The sequence below is a fragment of the Deltaproteobacteria bacterium genome (assembly GCA_019308905.1).
Lineage (GTDB): Bacteria > Desulfobacterota > BSN033 > WVXP01 > WVXP01 > JAFDHF01.
In genome coordinates this window covers 34,882-57,705 of sequence record JAFDHF010000032.1, presented here as the reverse complement: position 1 = coordinate 57,705, position 22,824 = coordinate 34,882, and the positions used below count along the sequence as shown (strand labels likewise).

The window sequence follows — 22,824 nt, the reverse complement described above, 5'->3', positions numbered from 1 at the left end:
AAGAGGCTGGGCTATATTGTTGTGATCATCGCCCTTTGCGCGGCCATCGTCGTGCCGCTGATGATGAATGCCAGGGCGGTTACAGGGAAGTTGGATATCAGCAAGAAGACGGTAAGTGCACGGATCTTGATCGAATCCATCCTTTTCGATAAGACGGTGAATCTGGGCGGAGGTGAGAAAGGGGCTTTCAGGCTGCTGAGGAGAATCATAAAGGTCTACCACCCTTTTGTTTTTTTCTTTCTCCTTGCCTTGTCAGGAGAAAGACGGTCGCCAGGGATCTCTCCAAGGAGATATTCGTATTTTCCTTTATCATAGCATATATGAGTGTCATCGGATTGATGATGTGGTCGAGCCAGAGATACCTCTTTTTCCCGATCTTCCTCTCCTATCTGTGGGCCGGTGTGGGAGTGGTGGAGATTCAGGAGAGAGTGACGAGGCGTTTGAATCTCTCTCCGCAGAGAGTGGCTCTTGGGCTGTTCGTTCTGATTTTCATGGTGTTTCTGCCTGTTCTTTTGAGGCCTCAGCGGGTGGAAAAGCTGGAGCGGAAGGTCATCGGCCTCTGGATAAGGAGCCGGGAGATCGGGGTGCCTCTGATCCTGACCGACTCGCCCCGGGTGGCCTACTACGCCGGGGGGGATCTCTTGATCTTGGATCCGGGCAGGTATGAACGGGATATTTCCAGAGCTTCACAAAAGGGGATCGACTATATTGTGGTGAAGGAGAAAGATGTCGCCGAGAAGTATCCCCGCTTGATGGAACTTGCCAGGGATCATTTCCTTCTCCAGAAGATACCTCAAACCGAGGGGAGAAAAGAGGGAAAGTACCTGGTGTTTGGATCGAGGGGGCGGGAATGAACCTGGTGGTATTTCGCGGTAGTCTTTTCTGCACGCGCAACGCCTCAACCTTTCCGGCATAGCTTCGCATCCTGTCCGGTTGGTAGGAGCGGCTTCCGGTTTGAGCCGGGAGCCGCTTTTGCACTTGGGGTCCGAGTGGCAGGCGCAGTCCCCCATCAGCCGGTCCTGTTTTCCGAGGTGGTGTGGCCGGAAGCACTGTTTGACAAGGTAGTGTGTTTGCTATAATTTCATAATCGAGTAGGCCTCGATTTGTAGAGAAAGATGGTAAGGAGTGGGGTTTTGTCCGGCCTTGTTCTGAGACTGCGGGCAACCGGTACGAGCCCGGAGGAAGAAGCAGGTGCTTTTTGCGTCATCGGCACGCACGGCAGAGAGAGGTTCGTGAAGACTGCCGGCGAGGGAATGACTCCATGAGTGCACCGGGTAAACCCATGGATCGGGACATATCCTGTATCAATTTTGCGGCTCTCATCGACTATGTTTCTGCCAGGTTGGGCAGGGATGCCGTAGATTCGCTTCTCCATGGGCTTGTCGATGGCGACGAGTTCCTCATAGAAGACAAGTATGAACCTGGAAGGATCGTCCCTGTCGGTCTGGAGCATCTGCAAGATCCCGACTACTGGGTCTCCAATGAGTTCTCCATCAGGTTCTTCCAAAACGCCTCGAGGATTCTCCCTGGAAATCGGCCTCTCTACCGGGCGGGCATAGAGACCGTGTTGCAGCACGCCTCCCTGAAGAAGTTCTCGGCACTGGCTAGGATTCTGCCGGCCGATCGGCTCCTGGCACGTGTTCCAAGGGAGAACCGGAAGTACAACCGTACCAAGACGGTGAGGATCGTCGAGCAAGGTCGAGGCCGCGCGGTATTTGAACTTCGCTACCGGCCGGGCAAAGAACCGACAAAGGAGATCTGTGAGTGGAACCTCGGGATCTATGCGGGTTACGGCTTGGTCAGCGGGGCAAAGAACATTCGTCTCACCGAGACGAACTGCGTCACAGAGGGAGCGCCGGCATGTATCTTTGAGGCCGTATGGACCGGGCTTCCACTGATAAAGAGGATTCAGGGCTTCTTCTTCTATGTGATGGGACCGGATTTTGTGGAGGCATACGAAAAGGAGCGCCTTGAAAAGGAGGATCTCGTCTTCAACCTGGAGCAGAAGATCGAGGAGCGGACAGAGGACCTGAGAAAATCCGAGGAGAGGTACCGGTCGCTCGCCGCCAACCTCGAGAGGATAGTCGAGTCACGAACCAAGGCGTTGAGGGATTCGGAGGAGAGGTATCGAACCCTGATCGAGAACTCCGAGGATGTCATCTTGGTCCTTCAGGATTGGCAGATCAGATTTGCCAATGCCAAGGCTTTTCAACTGCTCGGTTACTCAGGGGAAGAGATCGTGGGGAAAAAGCTGGCCGGTCTGGTTTTGCCGGAGGACAGGGGAGTAATCGACCGGCTCCGGCGTGACAACAGATCCGGAAGGAGGCTTGGAAACGTCTATGACTTCAGACTGGTCGGAAAGGACGGTAGTACTCATCGAGCCGAGATGACCGTCGTCGGGTGCGAGTGGGAGGGGAGTCCGGCCGTTCTCAGCTTTCTTCGCGATGTGACCGAGAAAAGGGAATTGGAGGAGAAGGTCAGAGAGTCTGAGGCTCTCTATAGGAGCCTGGTGGAAGGTTCGGGTGATATCATAGTCCAGCTGGATTACAACCGGGTATTCACCTTTGTCAATCCATCGGGGCTTGCATTCTTCGGGAAGAGGCAGGAGGACCTGGTGGGAAGGTGTCTCGACGACCACGTCGTGGCCGATGATCTAAGAAAGACCCGGCGTCAGATTAACATGGTCTTTCACGGCAAGAACCTCGTCAGCTTTGAAAATCGTCTCTTGAACGCCAAGGGCGAGATTCGCCATGTAAGCTGGACAATGAATTCCGTTAGGGGAGCAGACGGGCAGGTAACGGGTGTACAGGCCGTTGCGCGGGATGTCACCGAGGCCAAGAGGCGGGAGGAGCAAGCCATCCAGATGGAGAAACTCACGGCTCTGGGAGAGATGGCAGGAGGCGTTGCCCACGACTTCAACAATATTCTGGCGGCGATCCTTGGACGGGCCCAATTGCTGAAACTCTACCTCGAGCGGCAGGCCGCCGACCGGGGAGTGGAACCCGATGTCCAAATAGCCGAAGGGTTGGACATCATCGAGACGGCTGCTTCGGATGCGGCCGAAACCGTTCGAAGAATCCAGGAATTCACAAGGGTTCGTTCTGACAGGAGCTTCGTCAATGTCAACCTCCATGAAGTGGTCAAAGATGTCATCGAGCTGACCCGGCCCCGGTGGAAAGACCAGGCAGAGTCAAGAGGAGTGAAAATAACCGTAAGCGAGAGCCTGGGCGAGGTCCATCCTGTTTTGGGAAATCCCTCAGAACTGAGGGAGGTCCTTATCAACCTGGTGGTCAATGCCGTCAACGCCATGCCCGAGGGAGGGGATATTCTCATAGAAACCGGAACCGAAGACGATACCAGTTGGGTCTCTGTGACAGATACCGGGGTTGGGATGAGCAGGGAGGTCCAGAAGCGGGTCTTTGATCCTTTCTTCACCACCAGGGGGCCCCAAAGCTCTGGCTTAGGACTCAGCGTCTCCTATGGGATTGCCAAGCGACACGGAGGAGAGATCTTGATCAAGAGTAAGAGACACAAAGGAACGACCTTTACCCTCAAACTCCCGGCGGCCATGGGAGGATCTCCCGTTGAGGAGAGGGAGGCCCGCGATAGAACCGTGGTGCCCGCCTCGATCCTGGTGGTGGATGACGAGGAGGCGATTCGGAAAAACCTGTATGACATTCTCACTCTTGAGGGCCATCGAGTGACCCTGGCCTCAGGAGGGGAAGAGGGAATAAAGATCTTCAAGGAGGGAGAGTTCGATCTGGTTTTCACCGATCTCGGAATGCCCGAGATTTCCGGGTGGCAGGTGGCAAAGGCGATAAAGGAGATCAATTCCAAGACACCCGTGATCATAATCACGGGGTGGGGGGCGACCCTGGACAAGCAGAAGGTAAGGGAGAGCGGGATAGATCTTCAGATTTCCAAACCCTTCCGGATCCATCAACTGCTGGAGCTGGTTTCGGAGGGTCTGGAACTGAGAAAGAGGATGGAAGAGGGAGGGCCGTGACTCCGGAGCAGAGGAAAGCCGGCAGCCCCGGAGTTCTGGAGCATTTGAAGGCGCGGTTCAAGGGATCGGCTCTCGGCACTTTTGTGGGAGACGCTCTCGGCCGGCCGGTCGAAGGCTGGAGCTCCCAGATGATCCGGGCGGCCTATGGGCTTCTCGGCAGGATGAAAGAAGGTGTTTACACGGACGACACGGAGATGATGATAGGCATCATGGAGAGCCTGGTGGAATCTCCGCGGTTTGATCCGGAGTTGACAAGCAGGAGGTTTCTGGCCAACTTCGATCCGCATCGGGGCTATGGGGGGCGGATCTTCGGAGTTATGGAGCGGCTGCGTTGCGGTGTAGCATGGAATGAGGCAGGCACGGACAGCTGGGGCAACGGGGGGGCCATGCGGATTGCCCCGATCGGGTTTTTCTACTACGATCTTCCAGGCCGATTGCGAGAAGCGGCGCACGCCTGTACCTGGATTACTCACCAGCATCCCCTGGGGCTCGCAGGTGGGCTCGCCCAGGCAAAGGCCGTGGCTCTGGCGACACTGAAGGGGATCTCGCGGGAGGCGCTCGAAAGAGCGGAATTTGTCGATACCCTTTCGGAGACGGTACGTTCCGTAAGCGAGGATATGGCCAGGGCCATTGAAAGGGTGAAGGAGATTCGCCGGGGGCGGGATCTGAGGGAGACGATTGAGAGGATCGCATCACGCTTTCCTTGCGATATAAGTGCCCTTGGCGCGGTTCCACCGGCATTGGCCTCGTTTCTTCTCGCCGAAAGCTTCAGAGATACTCTGGTCGTGGCTGTGAACTGCGGCGGGGATACAGATACCATCGGGGCCATGGCAGGTGCTCTTGCCGGGGCGTATTACGGATACGGCGAGATCCCCTGTGAGTGGCTTGGCTCACTTGAGAACGGTCCCAAGGGGAGGGATTACGTCGCTTCTCTGGCGGAAAAGTTGGCAGAGATCAAGAGCCGGGAAGCCGGGCAAGAGGCTAGATCTTGAGACTCACCAGGCGGCGGTTGACCTCCGAGACGGCACACCAGATGACATCCAGGGGGAAGTGCTCCTGGATGGTCTGGTCGAAGAGTACCTGCACCCGCGAGGAGAATTCCTCATCACCCTTCCACAGGATGTAGACGAGCAGTATCTTGGGGAAGACGTCCAGTCCAAAGGCCATGTCCCCGTAAAGCATCTTCACACCGCCCAGCCGCTTGCCCGCCTCAAGAAAAGCCTCCGGATCGTCCCCGTATTTCTCGGTTACCTCCGTTAGCGGCAAGGCATGAGGGCCGCGGAAGAACATTTCGCCGCCTCTCAGATCCTTTTCGCTGATCCAACGCCTTGCGGGCTGCACCTTTTTTGCGTCCGTGAGATAGAATAGAGACATGAGATAGAAGCCCATACTCACGGGCTCACTCTCCAAGGTCTCGTCGGGTCTGATCCTCATGATCTTCCGCTGGTTGGGAATGACGAGGTATCGTTGATTGAGAAAGGGCAGAAAGTATCCGTTCTTGTCATAGCGATAGACGGCTTCCGTCCTTTCGCACACCTCGATGGGGTGGAGTCCCTCGAGTTTGTCCCAGTAAGCGGCAAAGGTCTGCTCCAGGTTTTTCTCGTCTGTCATGAGAATGGTTCCTCTTTTTCGGGTGCAGAAGGAAGAGGGGACTTGTTGTCGGTCTTTCCCAGGGTGTCGCCTGGGTGGCGGTGCGGTACGCTTCTCACGAGGCCTTTTTGATGTGGCACTCCCTGCACTTGACCGGTCCTGTGTCTTTGCCTTGGGCCTTGAGTTTCTTATGGCATCCCAAGCAGTTCTTGTGGAGGGCTTTCTTGGGAGGCTCATGGCAGTTGATACACTTGGTCATCCCGCCTTCCAGGTCTTCGTGATGGCAGTCGCCACAGTCGAGTCCGTAGTCCTCGAAATGCATCGTATGGGTGAAGATCACCCGGCCGTAGCTGGGTGTAAACTCGACCGTTTCCGGTGGTTCTTCCGATTCGGGCTCCTTGATTGCCGGTTTTGGTTTCTCCTCTGATGGTTTTTCTTTTTCGGCGGGGGGCTGGGTCTCTCCTTTGGGTACCTCGGCCTCTTCCTTTTCAGGGGCCTTTACAGCAACGGCGACGGGCGCCGCCCTTTGCGGGACAGCAGCCACCGGTTCAAAGAGGCCCGAGGTGGTTCCTGAGGGTCCCGCCTTGGGGATTTCCGCTATCATGAAGACGATTCCAACGACAAAAAGAACACAGATGATAGCTCCGAGACTCCGCCCGTTCATCTCTTCCAGCCCCTTTCCCTGCTGAGCTCACAAATGAAAGTTTTCACGAGGATTTCAATATATCCCAAGACCACCCCGGAAGTCAACAGCCCTGACCGGGCCGTGGAAGGAGAGAAAGGACCGGCAGGGGCTGGGTTTTCTCTCGACCAGCCGTGGCGAGGGCTCAGCCCTTGGGCGAGATGCTTTGGAAAATCTCCGTGATCACTCTGCCTTGCCAGATCTTCTGTATAGGAAGCCGGAGCAGCTTGGCGACCGTTGGAGCCGTGTCGCAGATGTTGACATCCTCCTTTATCTCGTATCCCCTCCTGATTCAAGGACCTGAGACCATCCATGGAATGGTCAGTTCGTCAGCTGTCTCCATCACGTGGTCGTTGCCGGCGCCGCCATGATCTGCCAAAACGACGAAATAGTAATGATCCGGGCCGTGTTCGTGATTCGTGAGTCGTGTTCCTGGGGAAGGGGCAGGAACTGTCCACCCGCGAACCTTGATAGGTTCACCGCGTGAGCTCAGGAGCGAGGGAACAAGGGTGTTCTCCTGCCAAAACAGAAAAAATCGTGAAGTCATATACTTGTAAGGATCCTCGGCCGAAAATTCGGGAAACTCCACTTTTTTGGCAGGTCGTCCAGGGATCGTGAATATGACTCTCAATTGGAGAGAGACTGACGGTTCCGGCGAACAGTCCCGGCTCCACCCTTCGCGACGGCGCGAGGGCATTTCTGTCGGTAAAGTTGATTTGAGACGGTGACCAAGGGAGAGACAGGTCCTGTCCTGTCAAGATTCTGAAAGGGGGAAAGAGGTCACAGGAGATTGGCTCTTGCATATCGAAGGCTCTTGGCGACACACTCCTCTTCCCAGTGTCTGGTAGCCCTCTCGTTTTCTTTCCTGTCCACGTAGAGTTCTATGTGAACACTCGGATCCAACCCGCTCTCCTTGAGGATCCTCATGATCTGTGGAAAGTCGACAAGCCCTTCACCCAGGGGAACACCCACGATCCTGTAGTACCCCGGTTGCTTCTCGATCTTGAAGTCCTTTAGGTGTACGGTGACGGCGTGAGGAGCAAGCGCTCGAGCAGTCTGGAGGGGATGCTCCATCAATGCAACGGAGTTCATGGTGTCCAGGCAGACCTTTAGGAAACCGCTGCCGATGGATCGTACGATGGCGAGGATCTCTTCGGATGATAGGGTTGCATGGTTTTCTAATGCTAACCTGATGTCGAGATCCTCGGCCAGGTTCAGTACTTCTCCGATTTCTCGGACAAGGGTGTCGATCTGCTTTGCCACGTATTCTTTGCCGCCCTTACGATCGATCTCCGCAACAACCCTCAGTATCTTGGATCCGAGCTGGTTCGACAGGTTGAGCATCTTCCTCAGATACTGGGGCTTGGAACCCCTGGCCCCTGTTTCGATGAACATCCCCCTGGTTTCGATTTTTCTTCTGATCTCTCGGATCTCAACCGGAGAGAGGTTTTGATACCTCAAATTGTCGCAGATCTGGACCCCGCTTACGTTAAGATCGATCGCACGATCGACAAATTGATGAACGTCCATGGGACTCGAGGGAAGAGAACTCCCTACGCCGATGCTCCAACGGTATGCGTAACTACTCAACCCCAATTTCATCGTGCCCCCGGGACCTCCGGTAGGTTTCCAGCCGCGAGCGGCATTGAGAAGATTTGGAGAAGCAGGGGCAGGTCCCTTACACACCCGCAGCCTCCCGGCTCCATTTGTTGTCCCTGGGATTCGGCGGGCAAGGAGCTCAGTCGGATTGTGAATGCAGGCGTTTCACGGATTTCCGAACAACAAGCTCTGTGGGTATGGTTCGAAGACGCCCGGGCCCTGCGTAGCCTCCATGAATTCGATCAAAAAGCAGACCGGCGGCGGTCTTGCAAAAGCTCTCAGTGTCGGGTCTTATGGCGGTTAAGGGGGGATCGACGAATGAACTCCATTCCGTATCGTCAAAACAAATCAAGGAAACCTCCTCCGGTATGCGGATATTCTTCTCCTTGAGGGCCCTCAGGGTCCCTAGCAACTGGAAGTTGCTGCCCACGAAGATGGCTGACGGTGGACTGGCCAGGTTCAGCAGCCTGTTCGTTATGTTGTAGCCGCTGTCGAGATTGAGCTCGCCCATGTGGACCAGCTCACGGTCGTAGGGAATCTTGAATTCCTCCAAGGCTTGCAAGTATCCTTCGATTCGCTCGGGACCTGCTGAGGTCTGTATGGAACTGGAGATCATCCCTATTGCCCTGTGGCCACTCTCTATCAGGTGTCGGGTAGCCTGATAGGCTCCGGCTCTGTTTTCAAGCTGGACCGTATCGAGATCGGTATTCGGAAGCCTCCTGGCGATCAGAACGACCGGTATGTTCAGGGCGTGATAGGTTTCAATTTCCCCCCTGATCTTTGGCTCCTGCATCCTGCCGACAGAAGCCAGGATGAGCCCGTCAACCCGCATATTGGCAAAGGTCCTCAGACAGTTCAGCTCTCTTTCGAGATCGTCTTCCGTGTTGCCGAGAATGAGCGTATAGTTCCAATTGTGGACCTCTTTCTCTATCAATTCTATGACCTGGACATAGAAGGTATTTATGATCCTGGGGATAATCAGGCCGATGGTCAGCGTTCTCCTGATTTTCATTCCTCTTGCCAGGGCACTCGGCCGGTAGTTGAGTTTTTCGATAACCGCCTGGACTCTGAAACGAAGGTCTTCCCCAACATTCTCGGGGCTGTTCAGCACCTTGGAAACCGTACCGACTGAGACACCGGCGTAGTGCGCTATATCCTTGATGGTCACCGACATACAGCCTTCCAATTCAGCTCAAGGCATTTGACCAGCAATCCTCATCGAGCTCCGAGCCGCTTTCAAAAACCGGGGCGGCTCCCGAATGTGGGACGCCTTTTGCTAGGCTTCTTGAATCCTGTCTTTGGCCCGTTTGAAGTATTCTTCCCGGCTCACATGCTCCGGCAGGGGCGGGCAATAGACGAACACGAACTTGAGAGGTCCCTTACCCGTATTGCGAATACTGTGTCTTGTCCCGGGTGGAGCCAACATGACCGAATCGGGGAGGATCTCGTAGTCCACACCGTCTATGGTGGCAACGCCGGTCCCTTCGTAGAAGAACATCGCCTCCTGTTCATTTTCATGGGTATGCTCGGGCGCTCCACCGCCCGGATCCATGGTATGGCAACCCACAATGAAGTTCTTCGCTCCCATGTCTTGTGGGGTGACAATCAGAGTGGAATGGCGGCCATTGGTCTTATGAACAACATACTTCATGTCTTTTGCATACGCAAACAGTTCTTTCTCCATTCTTTTCCCCCTTGGGTCGTATTCTCTTTTTTTCCGGATTGTCTCCTGTTTCTTCATTCATGTGACCAGAGCGGCCAGCACGGAGTCTACGAATCCCCGGCTTTCATCACTGAGGCGCGTATCACCGCTCTGGATGCTCACGAATCCCGTACCGCCGCGAACAGCCACGAGTTCAAGGCTTGGGACGACGAGGATAAATGTTCTAGAGGCACCGATTGCCATGAAGGCATCGGCCGGGACACGGGGTGTGAAAATCGGGTTGATTTTGAAACCGTAACGGTCATAAGGTTCGGGCTGGCCGTGGGAGTTTACCCACCAGAGATAGCCGTAGGCTTTCATCAGATCGGGATTGGAAGCGCGGGTAGCCAGATTGGCATTGGCCTCAGAGAATAGCCTTTCACCGTCCCAGTCCCCCTTACGGAGCCAAAGACGGCCGTAGCGAGCCATGTCCCGGACCGTCATGTGGAGCCCGGCGCTGAATCTCCCATCCCAAAGCCAATCATCGGCTTCGATGGGTGCCAGAATACGATCTCTCAGCAGAACCCCGATATCCTCCACTCCGAATGCGTCGATGATAACATCCCGCAAGATGTTCGTCCCGCCATCGCTGTATGCGAAGTCGGCTCCGGGCTGGAAAAGGAGTTCTGCATCGCAGGTGATATCGCTTGGCTTAGGGAAGCCTGCGGTCATGGAAGCCAGATGGTGGACGGTCATATCCGTCCTGCCGCAGACATTGTCGGCAAGTCTTATCGCACCGCTGTCCAAGGCGAGCACAAGAAGAGCCGCACCGAAGGACTTGGTCGTAGAGTATGTATTCCATTTCGTGGTTTCAGATGATGCTGAATAGCGTTCGAGCAGGACCCGGTCGTGACTCAGTAGGAGGAGGCCGTTCTCATGGGAAAGAGAGTCCGAATACGCGATAAGATCTCCGAGACCCGCCGGGGAGATCCCGAGGCTCTCGGGTTCAGCGTTCTCAAAGATGAAGGTTTTCATAGGCACCTGCTTCCGGCGATTCCTTGATTCTATCACTACGGAACATGCACAAGGGCGGCTTGATTCCTTTTTCCGGCCAAGGCAGCATTCGGATCTGCCCGGGAAGAATTCCGCCTTCTCTGTTTTCTCTTCCTAGATTCGTAATCCCCTGACCACGTACTTTTGACCGAACAGCGTGACCACCAGGGCGGGTATCATGGCCATGACCGCCGTGGCACTCATAAGGTGCCATTCGATGCCCAACTCGTGAACAAACTGTGCCGGGGTAGCACCCAGGTGATGTAAGGGACGGTGCGGAAAAGATAGAGTACGACAAAGACGGTCTTGCTCGCCGCCCCCCTGAAGCGGGAAAGCATATAGCCGCTCATTACGGTCACCTGAATGGAGAAAATTGTGGCCAGTGTGGCGACAACCGCGCTGTTGATGAAAGACTCCTGTATCATCGGATAGCGCCAAGCTTCCCAAAAATTCGCCAGGGTAATGTGGGTTCCTCTGTGTACATAGAATACCTCGGACTCCGGGCGGAGAGCAGTCAATGTCATCCAAAAGACCGGGAAGACAATCAGCGAACAGATTGCAACCATGGTGAGCCCGAAAAAGACCCTTTCCCATCCCCTGGCAAGCATAGGATCACCCCTTTGTTCTACAATTCTGAAAGGTAGTAGAGTCCGAAATAGAGAACTACACCTATAACCATGATGATAAGTGCTCCGATGATCGAAGAAGCCGCTCCAACTCCGAAATCCAAAAACACGAATGATTCCTTGTAAGAATAGATGCTAAAGACCTCTGTCATTCGCCCCGGTTCCCCCCTTGTAATGGTCCAGACAACATCGAAGACACGGAAGGCGTCGATGGAACGAATAACAATGGCAACGAGGAGCACTGGGCGCAAAAGCGGAAGCGTAACACTCCTGAAAACCTGCCATTCGTTGGCTCCGTCTATTCTTGCCGCTTCATGGGGTTCCGGAGGAATGTTCTGAAGGGCGGCAAGTATCAGCAGGACGTACCATGGGGTCCAGAGCCAGATATCGGTGAGGATGACGATGGACATACTGGACCATCGATTAACGAGCCAGACCACCGGTTCAAACCCCAGCGCCCTCATAATCACGTTGACGATTCCGAACTGGTCGTTGAAGATCCAGGCGACCATGGTCGCGGCTACCACCGGTGCCACCATCATCGGGAAGACGATCACCGTACGGACGACATTCTGCCCTCGGAATTTTCGGTTCAAGAGCACAGCCAACCCCAGGCCGAGGAGAAGCCCTCCTGACACGGAGGCAAACATGAAGAGAAAGGTGTTGAACAGGACCACACCGTAGAACTGCGCATCGGTAATGACTTTGATGTAGTTCTTGAGTCCGATAAATGGATGTTGCAGATCGGTCAGGATAAACCGGCGGAGGCTGGCATCGATTCCCATGAAAATGGGGAGAATTTCAAAGGCAAGCAGAACAAAGACTGCCGGTGCTATCAAAAAGAACATGAACCGCCGCCGTGCGGCGGCGTGTGAAGGCACTTTCGTTGAGATTGCAGGCTGAGCCATCGGCTTCTCCATCCATGCGAGGAGTGGCGGATTGATCAGCGGAGGACTATACTGTTTTTCTCTTGGCGTGCTGGGCCGGCCTCACACCTGGTTCTCCTGCGGATCTGGGATGAAAGACAAAAAAGGGGAGACATCAACCGAATTCTGGTTCATTTTTCGGCTACTCAGTCATGATCGAGGTAATCTTCTTTGCTCCGTCATTCAAGACCTTGCCGATGTCGCTTCTTTTCCCAACCAGAGCCTTGGTCACAACGTCTGAGAGAGTTGCATTGACCCTTGGCCACTGCTTGAAGAAGTAACATGGAGTCATGACGTAGTCCACGTTGATTACGGAAGACCTCAGGTCCCTGAATAGTGGGTCCTCTTTTGCAAGTTTCTCTTGCACTTTGAGAACCGGAGGAATGCCGCCAACCGATGTCCACAGGTCTCTTTGGACTTCTTCTGTTTCACCCATCCATGTGAGCAACTGTTTGGCGAGTTTCTTCTGTGCAGGAGAACATGCTTTTGGGATTGCCCAGAACCATGCAGCCCTCCAGGCTATCGACTTATGCGGAGAGCTGGGACCCATGATAAAGGGTCCCATTGCCACTTTCCCGGCGATTTTCGACTTCTTGGGGTCGTTGTACTTGCCGTAAAGTGTCGTATCGTTCTCTTCCACCAGGGCTTTGCCTGCCATGAAGATGCCGTCAGCCTCTGTCGCCGTGTATCCAACTTGCCCCGGCGGGCAGATCTTGTGAACATGGATATTGTCCCACCAAAACTCGATGGTTTCACGAAAGCACGGCTCGGGGAGCATGGTTCTCCAGCCGTTCTTTGCCAGAACGTCGTTGTTTCGCTCGTTGAACGGGTAGAATATGTCGCAGCCATTGCTCCAGAGGGACCAGAGGATCGTATTGTAGGTATTTGGGTACTTCATACCACCAACAAGGCCCCATTCGATCTTGCCTTCTTTCTGCAATCTCTTGGAAGTTTCCACGAGTTCGCCCCAGGTCCTCGGGTATTCATCGCGCGATATCAGATCCTTACGGTAGAAGAAGATGCCGAGGGTTTCCGTCAGGGGGAATGCCGTTGCGTGCATCCTTCCGTCCGGCCCTGGCCAGAGCATGCCCGGATCGATGAGCGCTTTCTTGTCCATTGCATAAATGGGCTTTACGTCGTCCAGAGGCTCCAGAAAGGCCCCCGAGGAGCTGACCCCAGTCATCGTTGTGGAAGATGATGTCGAATTCCTGTGGCCCCGATATCAGGCTCGCGGTTATCTTTTCGAGGTAAACCGTGTAGGGGATCGGCGTTCCTTTGACCGTCACCCCGTTCATTTCTCCCCATTTCTTGAACCATTTTACCTGCTGTGCATGAACGGGATAGTTCATGTACGCCACATTGAGCTCCCTTTTGCCTGCAGCCGAGCCCGGGTCCAGGGGACCCACTAGAAGAAAGGCTAAGCCGAGAGTCGCGGTTAATGCCAGTACCTTCGCAAGTAGAGATTTCATCATCGCACCCCTCCTTTGCTTGTAATCCGGTTGGAAAGTCCCCCCTTTCCCTTATGGGTAAGGCTCTTTCTGCCTGTTGCCCCCTTGTTTGTCGTGGGTGAGCCGGTGACTCCCTGATCCTCTTGGTGAGTCATTGGATTCCTTGGGGTGATTTTCTCCATGGAGATTGCCTCAAGTTATCCATGGCCAGTGACAAGAAAGATGAATGTGCCGGTGTTATGAAACGATTCATCTGCCTGCCATGTCTGGAGCCCTGCGCCCTGCTTCAATTCAATTAAATACCCATCGGAGGCCGGGTTGCCTAAAGGAATTAGAAAAAATCCGATCGGATGAAACGATTCATTCACGTTTTTTTCTTATAATCCTTCTCCTTCCCCGTTGTCAAGCTTTTTTTTGACAGGTCTTCCAGGGAGCGGGCACTTCCGCCCGAAAAGACTCAAAACGAGACTTGACCCCTGCTCCCGTGAAGTGAGGCTGAGCAGAGGGCTGCAAGAGGCAACCGGATGCGGAGTTTGATAGAAGCCTATCGGGGATATATGAGTTCCCAGGGACTCGCCTCGGAGTCTCTTTCAACAGGTACTTCGATAAGGGAAGGGGCATCGCTTGCAAGGGCTCTTTCCAGGGCGGTTTTGAGTTCCTTGGGTGTGCCGGCCCGGTACGCCGCCGCTCCAAAGGATTCCCCGAGACGTACGAAGTCGGGGTTCAGCAGTTCAGAGGAGATCAGACGGCCGCCGAACCTCTTTTTCTGATCGCGCCTGACATTGCCGTAGCCGCCGTTGTTGAAGACGATCGTTACGACCCCGATATTGTACTGGACGGCTGTTGCAAGTTCGTGCATCCCGAACATGAAGCCCCCGTCTCCGGTGACGGAGACCACGGCCTTGCCGGGGTTTGCCACCTTCACCCCAAGAGCGGTGGGGAATCCAAAGCCGAGGGTTTGCTGATACCCGCAGGTCACAAAGGTCCGGGGTTCATAGACGGGAAAGCCGAACCACGAGGCAAAACCAACCTGGCAGATCTCTTCGACAAAGAAGCCGTCCGGTGGAAGTACCTCGCGGATGACTTCGAGGAAAGACATCTGCGGCTGGACCTTCTGTATGTCACGGGCGGCTTTGGCTTTTGCTTCACGAATCTCCTCTTTGCGGGAGGATCGGACACGGTGGACTCTTTGGACGGCCCCAATCAGCTCCCGAACGACGGTCCTGGAATCCCCGACGATCCCCACATCGGGCTTGAGCCTGACCATTTCTACCGGATCGATGTCAATCCGAATAAGCTTGAGATCCTTGGACCTGCGGGGCCAATCCCAGGTCGTGCCGATCACTCACGATCCCCCGGCCCCTTCGAAAAGATACTACCGGGGCCTGGAGGGTCTGCGCAAGTTCAAGGATTTCTTGCCTCGCTCCAAGGGCACCGCCACCAACCACTATCATGGGTTTCTCGGCTCCCGCGACCATCTCGGCTGCTCGTTCGATCTGTTCAAGGTCAGGAGGAACAGGCGGTTCGCCCGGACCAGGCCCGGCTATCTCGACTTCCGCCTCCATGTCCATGATATCCCAGCACATTTCCAGCTCCACCGGTCCTGGCCGGCCCGAGTTCATTTGCCTGAAAGCCTCCGCTACCAGGCTGGGAACCCGCGCGGGATGATCGATCCGGGCCGCCCATTTGGTGAGGGTGCGCATGGTAGCCAGTTGATCCGGCAGTTCATGGAGATGGCCTTGCCCTCTTCCCAGATAAGCCGAAGGAACCTGCCCCGTGATACACAAAACCGGAGTATTCGAGCCATAGGCCGTGCACAGGGCGGCGGTCGTGTTGAGCACGCCGGGGCCCGGTACAACCGCATAGGTACCCACCTGGCCGGTTGAAGCCGCATAGCCGAAGGCCATATAGGCCGCCCCCTGCTCATGGCGGGTCCCGATCACGCCGATCCTGTCCCGAGCCTCATACAGGGCGTCGAAAAGGCTGTAGATCTGTACCCCGGGCAACCCGAAGATCCGGTCAACACCGTGGGAGACCAGAGATTGGACGATCGCGGCCCCCCCTGACATGCGCGTCATGTTTGAACCCCCTTGATCGTGCTCGTCTTTCCTCCTGAATCTGCCGTGCCTGCAATAATACCAGAAGCACGGCGAGAGTTTAATACTTTTCCCTTCGGATCGGAGAAGGGGATGGACCGGCTTGAACGTGGGGACCTTTAAGGATTATTCTTAGAAGACTATCGGTGGTTTCGCAATTCGGACAGCTCCAAGGCAAAGCTCTATGGCTTTCCTGAGACTCTATACCGGCAACCGCCTGGAGATCCTCGTTGAAGCGCTGGCAGATGTACTCAGGAAACCTCTGAGCTCGCCCCTGGCCAAGGAGATCATCGTGGTCCAGAGCAAGGGCATGGAGCGCTGGGTCTCCATGGAACTTGCCAGGCGCCACGGGGTCTGTGCCAACTGTAGTTTCCCCTTCCCGAACCGCTTTGTCTATGACATCTCCCGGAGAGTGGTCCCGTCTCTACCCGAGCGTTCGCCCTTTGACCCGCGGGTGATGAGATGGAAGATCATGAAGCTGCTACCCTCCTGCATCACCAGGGACGGCTTTGAGAGTCTCAGGAGCTATCTGGAAGGGGGCCGGGAAGACCTCAAGCGCTTCCAGCTTTCGGTGCAGATCGCCGACATGTTTGACCAGTACCTGCTCTTCCGGCCGGAGATGATTCTCGGGTGGGAAAAGGGCAGAGAGGACCACTGGCAGGCGGTGCTCTGGAGAGAACTGGCCAAAGGCGAGGAGGACAGACACCGGGCGGCCATCGGGGAAGCCCTTTTCTCTGCCCTTGAGAGGCCTTCCCTTGAGATAGAGGGCCTGCCGGAGAGGGTTTCCGTGTTTGGGATCTCAGCCCTCCCGCGGTTTCACATGCAGGTCTTTGCCGCGATATCGAGGTTCAGCGAAGTGAACCTCTTTCTCATGAACCCCTGCGGCGAGTACTGGGGCGACATCCTCTCCGACCGGGAGATGAGAAAAAACACGGGCAGACAGGCCGGTCGGGGTCTTTCTCGAGATGACCTCCATCTGGAAAGGGGAAACGGCCTGCTTGCCTCAATGGGCAGGCAGGGGAGGGATTTCTTTGATCTGGTGACCGGGTTTGACTGTGACGAGATTCGGGCGTTCGTGGATCCGGGCGAGGGGGATCTACTTTCCTGCATCCAGTCCGACATTCTCAACCTCAGAGACCGAAACGGAGCAAGAGAGGGCAAGAAACGGATTGCAGAGAGCGACAGGTCGATCCAGATCCACTCGTGCCACAGTCCCATGCGGGAGATCGAGGTCCTCCACGACAGCCTTCTCGATCTGTTTGAGAAAGATCCGACCCTGATGCCGAGAGACATTCTGGTCATGACACCGGATATTGAATCATATGCGCCTTATATTCAGGCCGTCTTCGATCGCCGGAGAGACGATCCGAGATGGATTCCCTTCAGCATTGCTGACCGGAGTATCAGGAAGGAGAGCGGTATTGTTGAGACCTTCCTGGCGATTCTTGAGCTCTGGGGTGGGCGGTTCGGAGTCTCACAGGTCCTGGCCCTGCTGGAGACGCAGGCAGTGCAGCGGAGGTTCGGTCTGTCAGAGCGTGATCTCGACCTGATTCTGAGATGGGTGGACGAGACACGGATCAGGTGGGGAATCGACGGAAAGAGCCGGAGCGAGCTGGGGCTGCCGGAATTTCAGGAAAACACCTGGAGGGCCGGCCTGGACAGGCTCCTTCTCGGCTATGCAATGCCCGGGGGGGAGGAGAAGATGTTCCGCGGCGTCCTCCCCTATGACCACGTAGAGGGGAGCGAGACCTCGGTGCTCGGGGCGTTTGTCCATTTCGCGGAGGAGCTTTTTTCTCACACCAGGTCTCTTGGTAGGCCGCAGACCCTGGATGAATGGGCGGTCACCCTGAGGGAGGTTCTTGATGCCTTCTTCCAACCCGATGACGAGGCAGAGAGGGAAGTGCAGGCAATACGGGCGGCCCTGGCCGAACTCTCGGCCATGGGCGGGGTGTTCGACCAAGAGATCGGAATCAATGTCATCAAGTGGCATCTGGAGACCCAGTTGCAGGGTGAGGGCTTCGGCTTTGGATTCATCACCGGGAGAACGACTTTCTGCGCCATGCTCCCCATGCGAAGCATCCCCTTCAGGGTGATCTGCCTTGTGGGCATGAATGGGGACGCCTATCCCAGGCAGTCAAGGCCGCTCGGTTTCGACCTGATGGCAAAGGACCCGCGGCCCGGTGACCGGTCCCTCCGGGATGAGGACCGGTATCTGTTTCTCGAGGCGATTCTCTCGGCTAGAGAGAGGCTCTACATCAGTTATGTGGGGCAGAGCATCCAGGACAACAGCCTCAGGCCGCCTTCGGTGCTTGTGAGTGAACTGGTGGACTACGTGGAACAGGGTTTTGAGATCCCGGGGAAGACAATGGTGGACCATCTCGTTACAAAGCACAGGCTTCAGGCTTTCAGCCCAGAGTATTTCAAGAAGGACGGCAGGCTCTTCAGCTACTCAAAGGAAAGCCTCCAGGCAGCCAGGGCCTTGCAGGAGGCCGGGGAGGCTGTTCCCTTTATTTCCAAAGGGCTTGCCGAGCCCGAAGAGGAATGGAAGACCCTTGAGGTGGGTGATCTTTGCGGCTTTCTCGCAAACCCGGCAAGGTTCCTGCTCAACAGGCGGTTGGGGGTCTATCTTGAGCAGGAAGCGCAGGTTCTCGCTGAGAGAGAATCCTTCGAGCTGAAGGGTCTGGAAAGGTATCTCTTGGAGCAGGATCTGGTGGAAAGGGGATTTGCGGGGCGAGACCTCGGGGACTTTCTGCAGCCGGTCAAGGCCTCGGGTCGCCTTCCCCATGGGACTGCGGGGGAGTGCCTGTACGAACGGCTCAGTCAGGGCGTTCAGGCTTTTGTCGAGAAGACCCGGGACTGCCTGCGAGATAGGACCCCCGAGCCTGTCGAGGTCGACCTGAGAGTTTCGGGCTTCAGGCTGACTGGGAGAATCGACAATATCTATGGAGGGAGGCTGGTGGAGTACCGCTATGCCCGGGTGAGGCCCAAGGACCGGTTGAAGATATGGGTCTATCACCTGGTTCTCAACAGCGCCGGGGCCGCCGGCTGTCCCCGGACCAGCATCCTGGTGGGGCTGGACAGACAGAGGGGTAAGGATCCGGTGTGGGCTGCCTGGGAATACAGCCCTGTTGAGAACAGCCGGGAAATTCTTGGAAAGCTCCTTGGGAGGTATTGGGAGGGATTGACGAGGCCGCTCTGTTTCTTCCCGGAGTCTTCGTGGCTGTATGCAGATGGGGTCAAGAGGAGGGGCAGATCCCAGGCCGAATCGCTCCAGAAAGCCCGCCGGCAGTGGACTGGGAGCGATTGGGTACGGGGTGAAAAGGAAGATCCGTACTATCGGCTCTGTTTTTCCGGTGTTGATCCACTGGAGGCTGCATTCTGCGAGATCGCCCTGGAGGTGTTCGAACCCCTCCTGGAACACGAGGCAGATAGAAGAGATGGCAGGATTTGAGCATTTCGATCTCTTGAAGAGCCCCCTTGAAGGTACAAACCTCATCGAGGCCAGTGCCGGGACAGGGAAGACACACGCTGTCACGGGGCTGTTTCTCAGGCTCGTCCTGGAGAAGGAGCTGTCCGTAAAGGAGATATTGGTTGTCACTTTTACCGAGGCCGCCACGGAGGAGTTGAGAGACAGGATCCGGGCAACGCTGAGGGAAGCCGCTCTTGCGTTCTCTGCCGGGGGCAGTGGAGACCGGCTTCTCGACGGTCTGGTAAAGAACCACGCCGATGCGGTGCAGGCACAGGAGGTCCTCAAAGAGGCGCTGAGGGATTTCGACCAGGCCGCGGTATTCACCATCCATGGGTTCTGCCGGGCAGTGCTCCGCGAGAACGCCTTTGAAAGCGGCAGCCTCTTCGATACCGAGCTGGTGACCTATGAGGAAGATATCAAACGGGAGGTCGTGGAGGATTTCTGGCGCCGCCACCTCTATCGTGCCACCCCGGTGTTCGCGAACTATGCGATGAACAGGAAATTCACCCCGGATGGTCTCCTCTCCCTGGTGGGTGGTCGTGTGGGCCGGCCTTATGTGAAGGTAATCCCAGAGGTTGACATTCCGGATACCTCCGGCCAGGAAAGCGCGTTTCAGAGCTGTTTCGACGAGGTTCGCAGGGCCTGGCCCTCGGTACGGGAGGAGATCGAAGGTATTCTTACCTCTCATCCAGGCCTCAAGAAATCGGTATACAGACCTGCCGCGGTCTCCGGCTGGATCCGGAGCATGGACGCCTGGTTGGCATCAGGCAGAAGCAATCCGGAACTCTTCGAGGGCTTCGGGAAGTTTACCTCGAGTGTGCTCAGGGAGTCGGCAAAGCAGGGTTCTGCTGTTCCGGCGCATCCCTTCTTCGATCTCTGTGAAGACCTCGCCAAGAAGAAGAGGGATCTTGATGAGGTCTTGGGCCGGCGTCTCCTGGGTTTGAAGGCCGAACTGTTCCGGTACGTCGGCGAGGAGCTCGCAAAGAGGAAAAGGGAGAGAAATGTTCAGTCCTTCGACGATCTCCTCCTGAACCTGCACCGCGCCCTTGAGGGGCCGAGCGGGCAGGATCTTGCCAGGGCGGTTCGCAGGAAATTCAAGGCGGCTCTCATCGACGAGTTCCAGGATACGGATCCGATCCAGTATGGGATCTTCAGGAGAGTCTTTGAGGGCGGCAACAGCATCCTCTTTCTGATTGGCGACCCAAAACAGGCCATATACGGCTTCCGTGGTGCCGATGTCTTCGCGTACATGGAGGCTTCAAGAGATGTGAAGAGACGATACACCCTCCGCGAGAACTGGCGATCAGAACCTGCCCTGGTGACCGCGGTGAACACGATTTTCACGAATCCGGAGCGTCCCTTTGTGTACGATGAGATCCGCTTCCAACCGGCCAGACCGGCACCCGGGCAGGACAGGGATCTGCTGGTGATAGACGGTAAGAGCGAGCCCCCTTTTCGGCTGTTGTTGCTCAATGCGGACAAGGTCACGGACAGGGGAAAGCCTGTGACCAAAACGGAGGGCAGGGAGCTTATCCAGAGGGCCGTAGCAGCGGAGATCTCGCGTCTTCTCCAACTCGGTAGAGACAAGAGGGCTCTCTTGGGGGAGATGCCGCTGGGCGAGAGGGATATCGCCGTTCTGGTTCGTAGAAACGAGGAGGCCCGCCAGATGCAGAAGGCTCTCCTGGGGCTTCGAATCCGAAGCGTTCTTTACAGCACGGCAAACCTGTTCGACTCGGACGAGGCCCTTGAGATGGAGAGGATCCTGGCGGCAATGGTCGAGCCGAAGAACGAAAGACGCCTCAAGGCTGCCCTGGCCACAGATATGATGGGGGTGAGGGGAGAAGAGCTGGAGAATCGGCCGGAGAATCAAGCCGCACTGGAGGGATGGCTGGGCAGGTTCAAGGAGTATCACGACCAGTGGAGGCAGAGGGGTTTTGCCAGGATGTTCCGGCGTTTTATGTGGGAACAAGGGGTTCTCGGCCGGCTCATGGCTTTTCCCGACGGGGAGCGCCGGAGCACGAACATCCTCCACCTCGTCGAGGTGCTTCAACAGGTATCGGCGGAGAGAAGACTCGGCATGGCCGGGCTCCTGAAATGGCTTTCGGAGCAGAGGGATTCGAGCACTCCGCGGCTGGAGGAACATCAGCTCCGTCTGGAAAGCGATGAGAATGCCGTGAAACTCGTGACCATCCACAAGAGCAAAGGCCTCCAGTACCCCGTTGTGTTCTGCCCCTTTTGCTGGGAAGGGTCGAGGGTCAGAAACACGGGCGGGCCTTTTGCCTTCCATGATGAGCGGGAAAACATGAGGCTGACCCTCGATCTCGGGTCTGAGACGATCGAAGAGCACCGGAGGCTTGCCGAAAAGGAACTGCTGGCAGAGAACCTCCGGCTCCTCTATGTGGCCCTGACCAGGGCAAGGAACCGTTGTTACCTCGTCTGGGGAAGGTTCAACGAGGCGGAGACTTCCGCCCTGGCTTACCTTTTTCATCAACCAGGCCCGGGGAAGGCGGAGGAGATCGTGGAGGCGACGGCAGAGAGGTTTGCGACCCTGGATGAGGGAGATGTCTACCGGGAATTGAAAGCCATCCAGGATAATGCCCGTGGAACCATCAGGCTCTCCGAGATGGAGAGGGAAGAGGGGAGAGAGTATCGGGTATCGCCCGCCGGCAGATTCGAACTCACCTGCCGGGAATTCGCCGGAAGGATAGATCGAAACTGGGGGATTTCGAGTTTCTCCTCCCTGTTGTCGGGCTTCGACCAGCCGCACACTGCGGAACTGGCGGATCGTGATGCAGTCCGTCCGGTTGATGGGGAGGATCTGGCGGCCATTGGAGGGCCGGCCATCGAGGAGGAACCCTCAGGGATCTTTTCTTTTCCCAGAGGAGCGAGGGCAGGCACGCTTCTTCACGATCTGCTCGAGCATCTGGATTTTACGGAGCAAGACGGCTCTGCCGTAAGGAGACTCGTTGCCGACAAGCTCACCGAATACGGGTTTGGATCATTTTGGGAGGAAACCCTCTGCGATATGATCCGGAAGGTGATTTCCACGCCCCTCGAGCCGGGACAGGAAGGCCTTACCCTATCCCGCGTCGAGAATAAGGATCGGCTCAACGAACTCGAGTTCTATTTCCCACTGAAATCCGTCTCTCCGGATATTCTGAAAGGGGTTTTTCGGGAGTACGCCGGATCCGATCTCCCGGCAGAATTGCCGGAGTTTGAGGGGAGGCTTAGATTCTCCCCTGTCAGGGGATTCATGAAGGGATTCATGGATATGGTCTTCCGGTTCGAGGAGCGGTTCTACCTGGTCGATTGGAAGTCGAACTTCCTCGGTGCCAGGGTGGAAGACTACGGCCGGGAACGCCTGGCCAGGGCCATGAGGGAGGAACTCTACACACTCCAGTACTGGATATACACCGTGGCGCTGAACGAGTACCTGGGCCTCCGCATGCCCGGCTATGACTATGAAAGGCACTTTGGAGGGGTGTATTACGTCTTCCTCCGTGGTGTGGATCCGGAAAGGGGGCCGGGCTTCGGGATTTACAGGGACAGGCCGTCAGGAGCACTGGTAAAGGCACTCTGCGAGACCCTGATAGATCGCCTCCAGCGACCGGGAGGGGGCTTTACGGCTCCACGAGTCCCTTCGGAAGAGTCGGGATCTTGAAACAAGGTGGCATCTTGGAAAAAGAC

At 56.1% G+C, this 22,824-nt stretch carries 15 protein-coding genes and 1 pseudogene; 6 read left to right on the top strand and 10 right to left on the bottom strand.

Annotated features, from left to right (window positions below; all coding sequences use genetic code 11):
• From JRJ26_11685 to JRJ26_11670, 4 genes are all read left to right on the top strand, one after another.
• A partial coding sequence (locus JRJ26_11685) for a hypothetical protein (GenBank protein ID MBW2058145.1) occupies positions 1 to 315 on the top strand: 315 nt, incomplete at its 5' end.
• 5 nt (positions 316 to 320) lie between these two features.
• A complete protein-coding gene (locus JRJ26_11680) occupies positions 321 to 854 on the top strand; it encodes a hypothetical protein (GenBank protein MBW2058144.1) in 534 nt (177 codons plus the stop codon).
• Between the two features lie 407 nt (positions 855 to 1,261).
• The gene (locus JRJ26_11675) at positions 1,262 to 4,006 is read left to right on the top strand and encodes a PAS domain S-box protein (protein MBW2058143.1); all 2,745 of its coding nucleotides are present in this window, start codon (positions 1,262 to 1,264) and stop codon (positions 4,004 to 4,006) included.
• Positions 4,003 to 4,998, top strand: a complete 996-nt coding sequence (locus tag JRJ26_11670) for an ADP-ribosylglycohydrolase family protein (GenBank protein MBW2058142.1) — start codon at positions 4,003 to 4,005, stop codon at positions 4,996 to 4,998. The genes JRJ26_11675 and JRJ26_11670 overlap by 4 nt, the downstream gene beginning before the upstream one ends.
• On the opposite strand, the gene JRJ26_11665 is transcribed toward JRJ26_11670, so the two are convergent.
• The 10 genes and pseudogenes from JRJ26_11665 to JRJ26_11620 all read right to left on the bottom strand — a co-directional run bounded on the left by JRJ26_11665 (position 4,988) and on the right by JRJ26_11620 (position 15,650).
• Positions 4,988 to 5,617, bottom strand: a complete 630-nt coding sequence (locus JRJ26_11665; GenBank protein ID MBW2058141.1) for a DUF3786 domain-containing protein — start codon at positions 5,615 to 5,617, stop codon at positions 4,988 to 4,990. The genes JRJ26_11670 and JRJ26_11665 overlap by 11 nt on opposite strands.
• A 94-nt stretch (positions 5,618 to 5,711) precedes the next feature.
• Complete coding sequence (locus JRJ26_11660; GenBank protein MBW2058140.1) at positions 5,712 to 6,260, bottom strand: cytochrome c3 family protein; 549 nt, start codon at positions 6,258 to 6,260, stop codon at positions 5,712 to 5,714.
• Between the two features lie 798 nt (positions 6,261 to 7,058).
• Entirely contained in the window at positions 7,059 to 7,880 is an 822-nt protein-coding gene (locus JRJ26_11655) for a TIM barrel protein (GenBank protein MBW2058139.1), read from the bottom strand.
• A 136-nt stretch (positions 7,881 to 8,016) separates the two neighbouring features.
• On the bottom strand, positions 8,017 to 9,051 hold the full coding sequence (locus JRJ26_11650; protein ID MBW2058138.1) for a LacI family DNA-binding transcriptional regulator: 1,035 nt from the start codon (positions 9,049 to 9,051) through the stop codon (positions 8,017 to 8,019).
• A 102-nt stretch (positions 9,052 to 9,153) separates the two neighbouring features.
• Positions 9,154 to 9,561: a cupin domain-containing protein gene (locus JRJ26_11645; GenBank protein ID MBW2058137.1), complete on the bottom strand. Its 408-nt coding sequence runs from the start codon at positions 9,559 to 9,561 to the stop codon at positions 9,154 to 9,156.
• Positions 9,562 to 9,618: 57 nt separating this feature from the next.
• Entirely contained in the window at positions 9,619 to 10,554 is a 936-nt protein-coding gene (locus tag JRJ26_11640) for a beta-lactamase family protein (protein ID MBW2058136.1), read from the bottom strand.
• A gap of 218 nt (positions 10,555 to 10,772) precedes the next feature.
• Positions 10,773 to 11,180 carry a hypothetical protein gene (locus JRJ26_11635; GenBank protein MBW2058135.1) on the bottom strand — a complete coding sequence of 136 codons (408 nt, stop codon included), beginning with the start codon at positions 11,178 to 11,180 and terminating at the stop codon, positions 10,773 to 10,775.
• A gap of 17 nt (positions 11,181 to 11,197) precedes the next feature.
• On the bottom strand, positions 11,198 to 12,106 hold the full coding sequence (locus tag JRJ26_11630; GenBank protein MBW2058134.1) for a sugar ABC transporter permease: 909 nt from the start codon (positions 12,104 to 12,106) through the stop codon (positions 11,198 to 11,200).
• A gap of 160 nt (positions 12,107 to 12,266) precedes the next feature.
• Positions 12,267 to 13,241, bottom strand: a complete 975-nt coding sequence (locus JRJ26_11625) for an extracellular solute-binding protein (protein ID MBW2058133.1) — start codon at positions 13,239 to 13,241, stop codon at positions 12,267 to 12,269.
• An 875-nt stretch (positions 13,242 to 14,116) separates the two neighbouring features.
• Positions 14,117 to 15,650, bottom strand: a pseudogene (locus JRJ26_11620) (hypothetical protein).
• Between the two features lie 202 nt (positions 15,651 to 15,852).
• On the opposite strand from JRJ26_11620, the gene recC reads away from it, so the two are divergent.
• Both recC and recB read left to right on the top strand, forming a co-directional pair.
• On the top strand, positions 15,853 to 19,119 hold the full coding sequence (gene recC / locus JRJ26_11615) for an exodeoxyribonuclease V subunit gamma (GenBank protein ID MBW2058132.1): 3,267 nt from the start codon (positions 15,853 to 15,855) through the stop codon (positions 19,117 to 19,119).
• Positions 19,106 to 22,798 (top strand): exodeoxyribonuclease V subunit beta, encoded by a 3,693-nt coding sequence (recB, locus tag JRJ26_11610; protein ID MBW2058131.1) that lies wholly within the window; start codon positions 19,106 to 19,108, stop codon positions 22,796 to 22,798. Before recC ends, recB begins: the two co-directional genes overlap by 14 nt.
• The last annotated feature ends 26 nt before the right edge of the window (positions 22,799 to 22,824 follow it).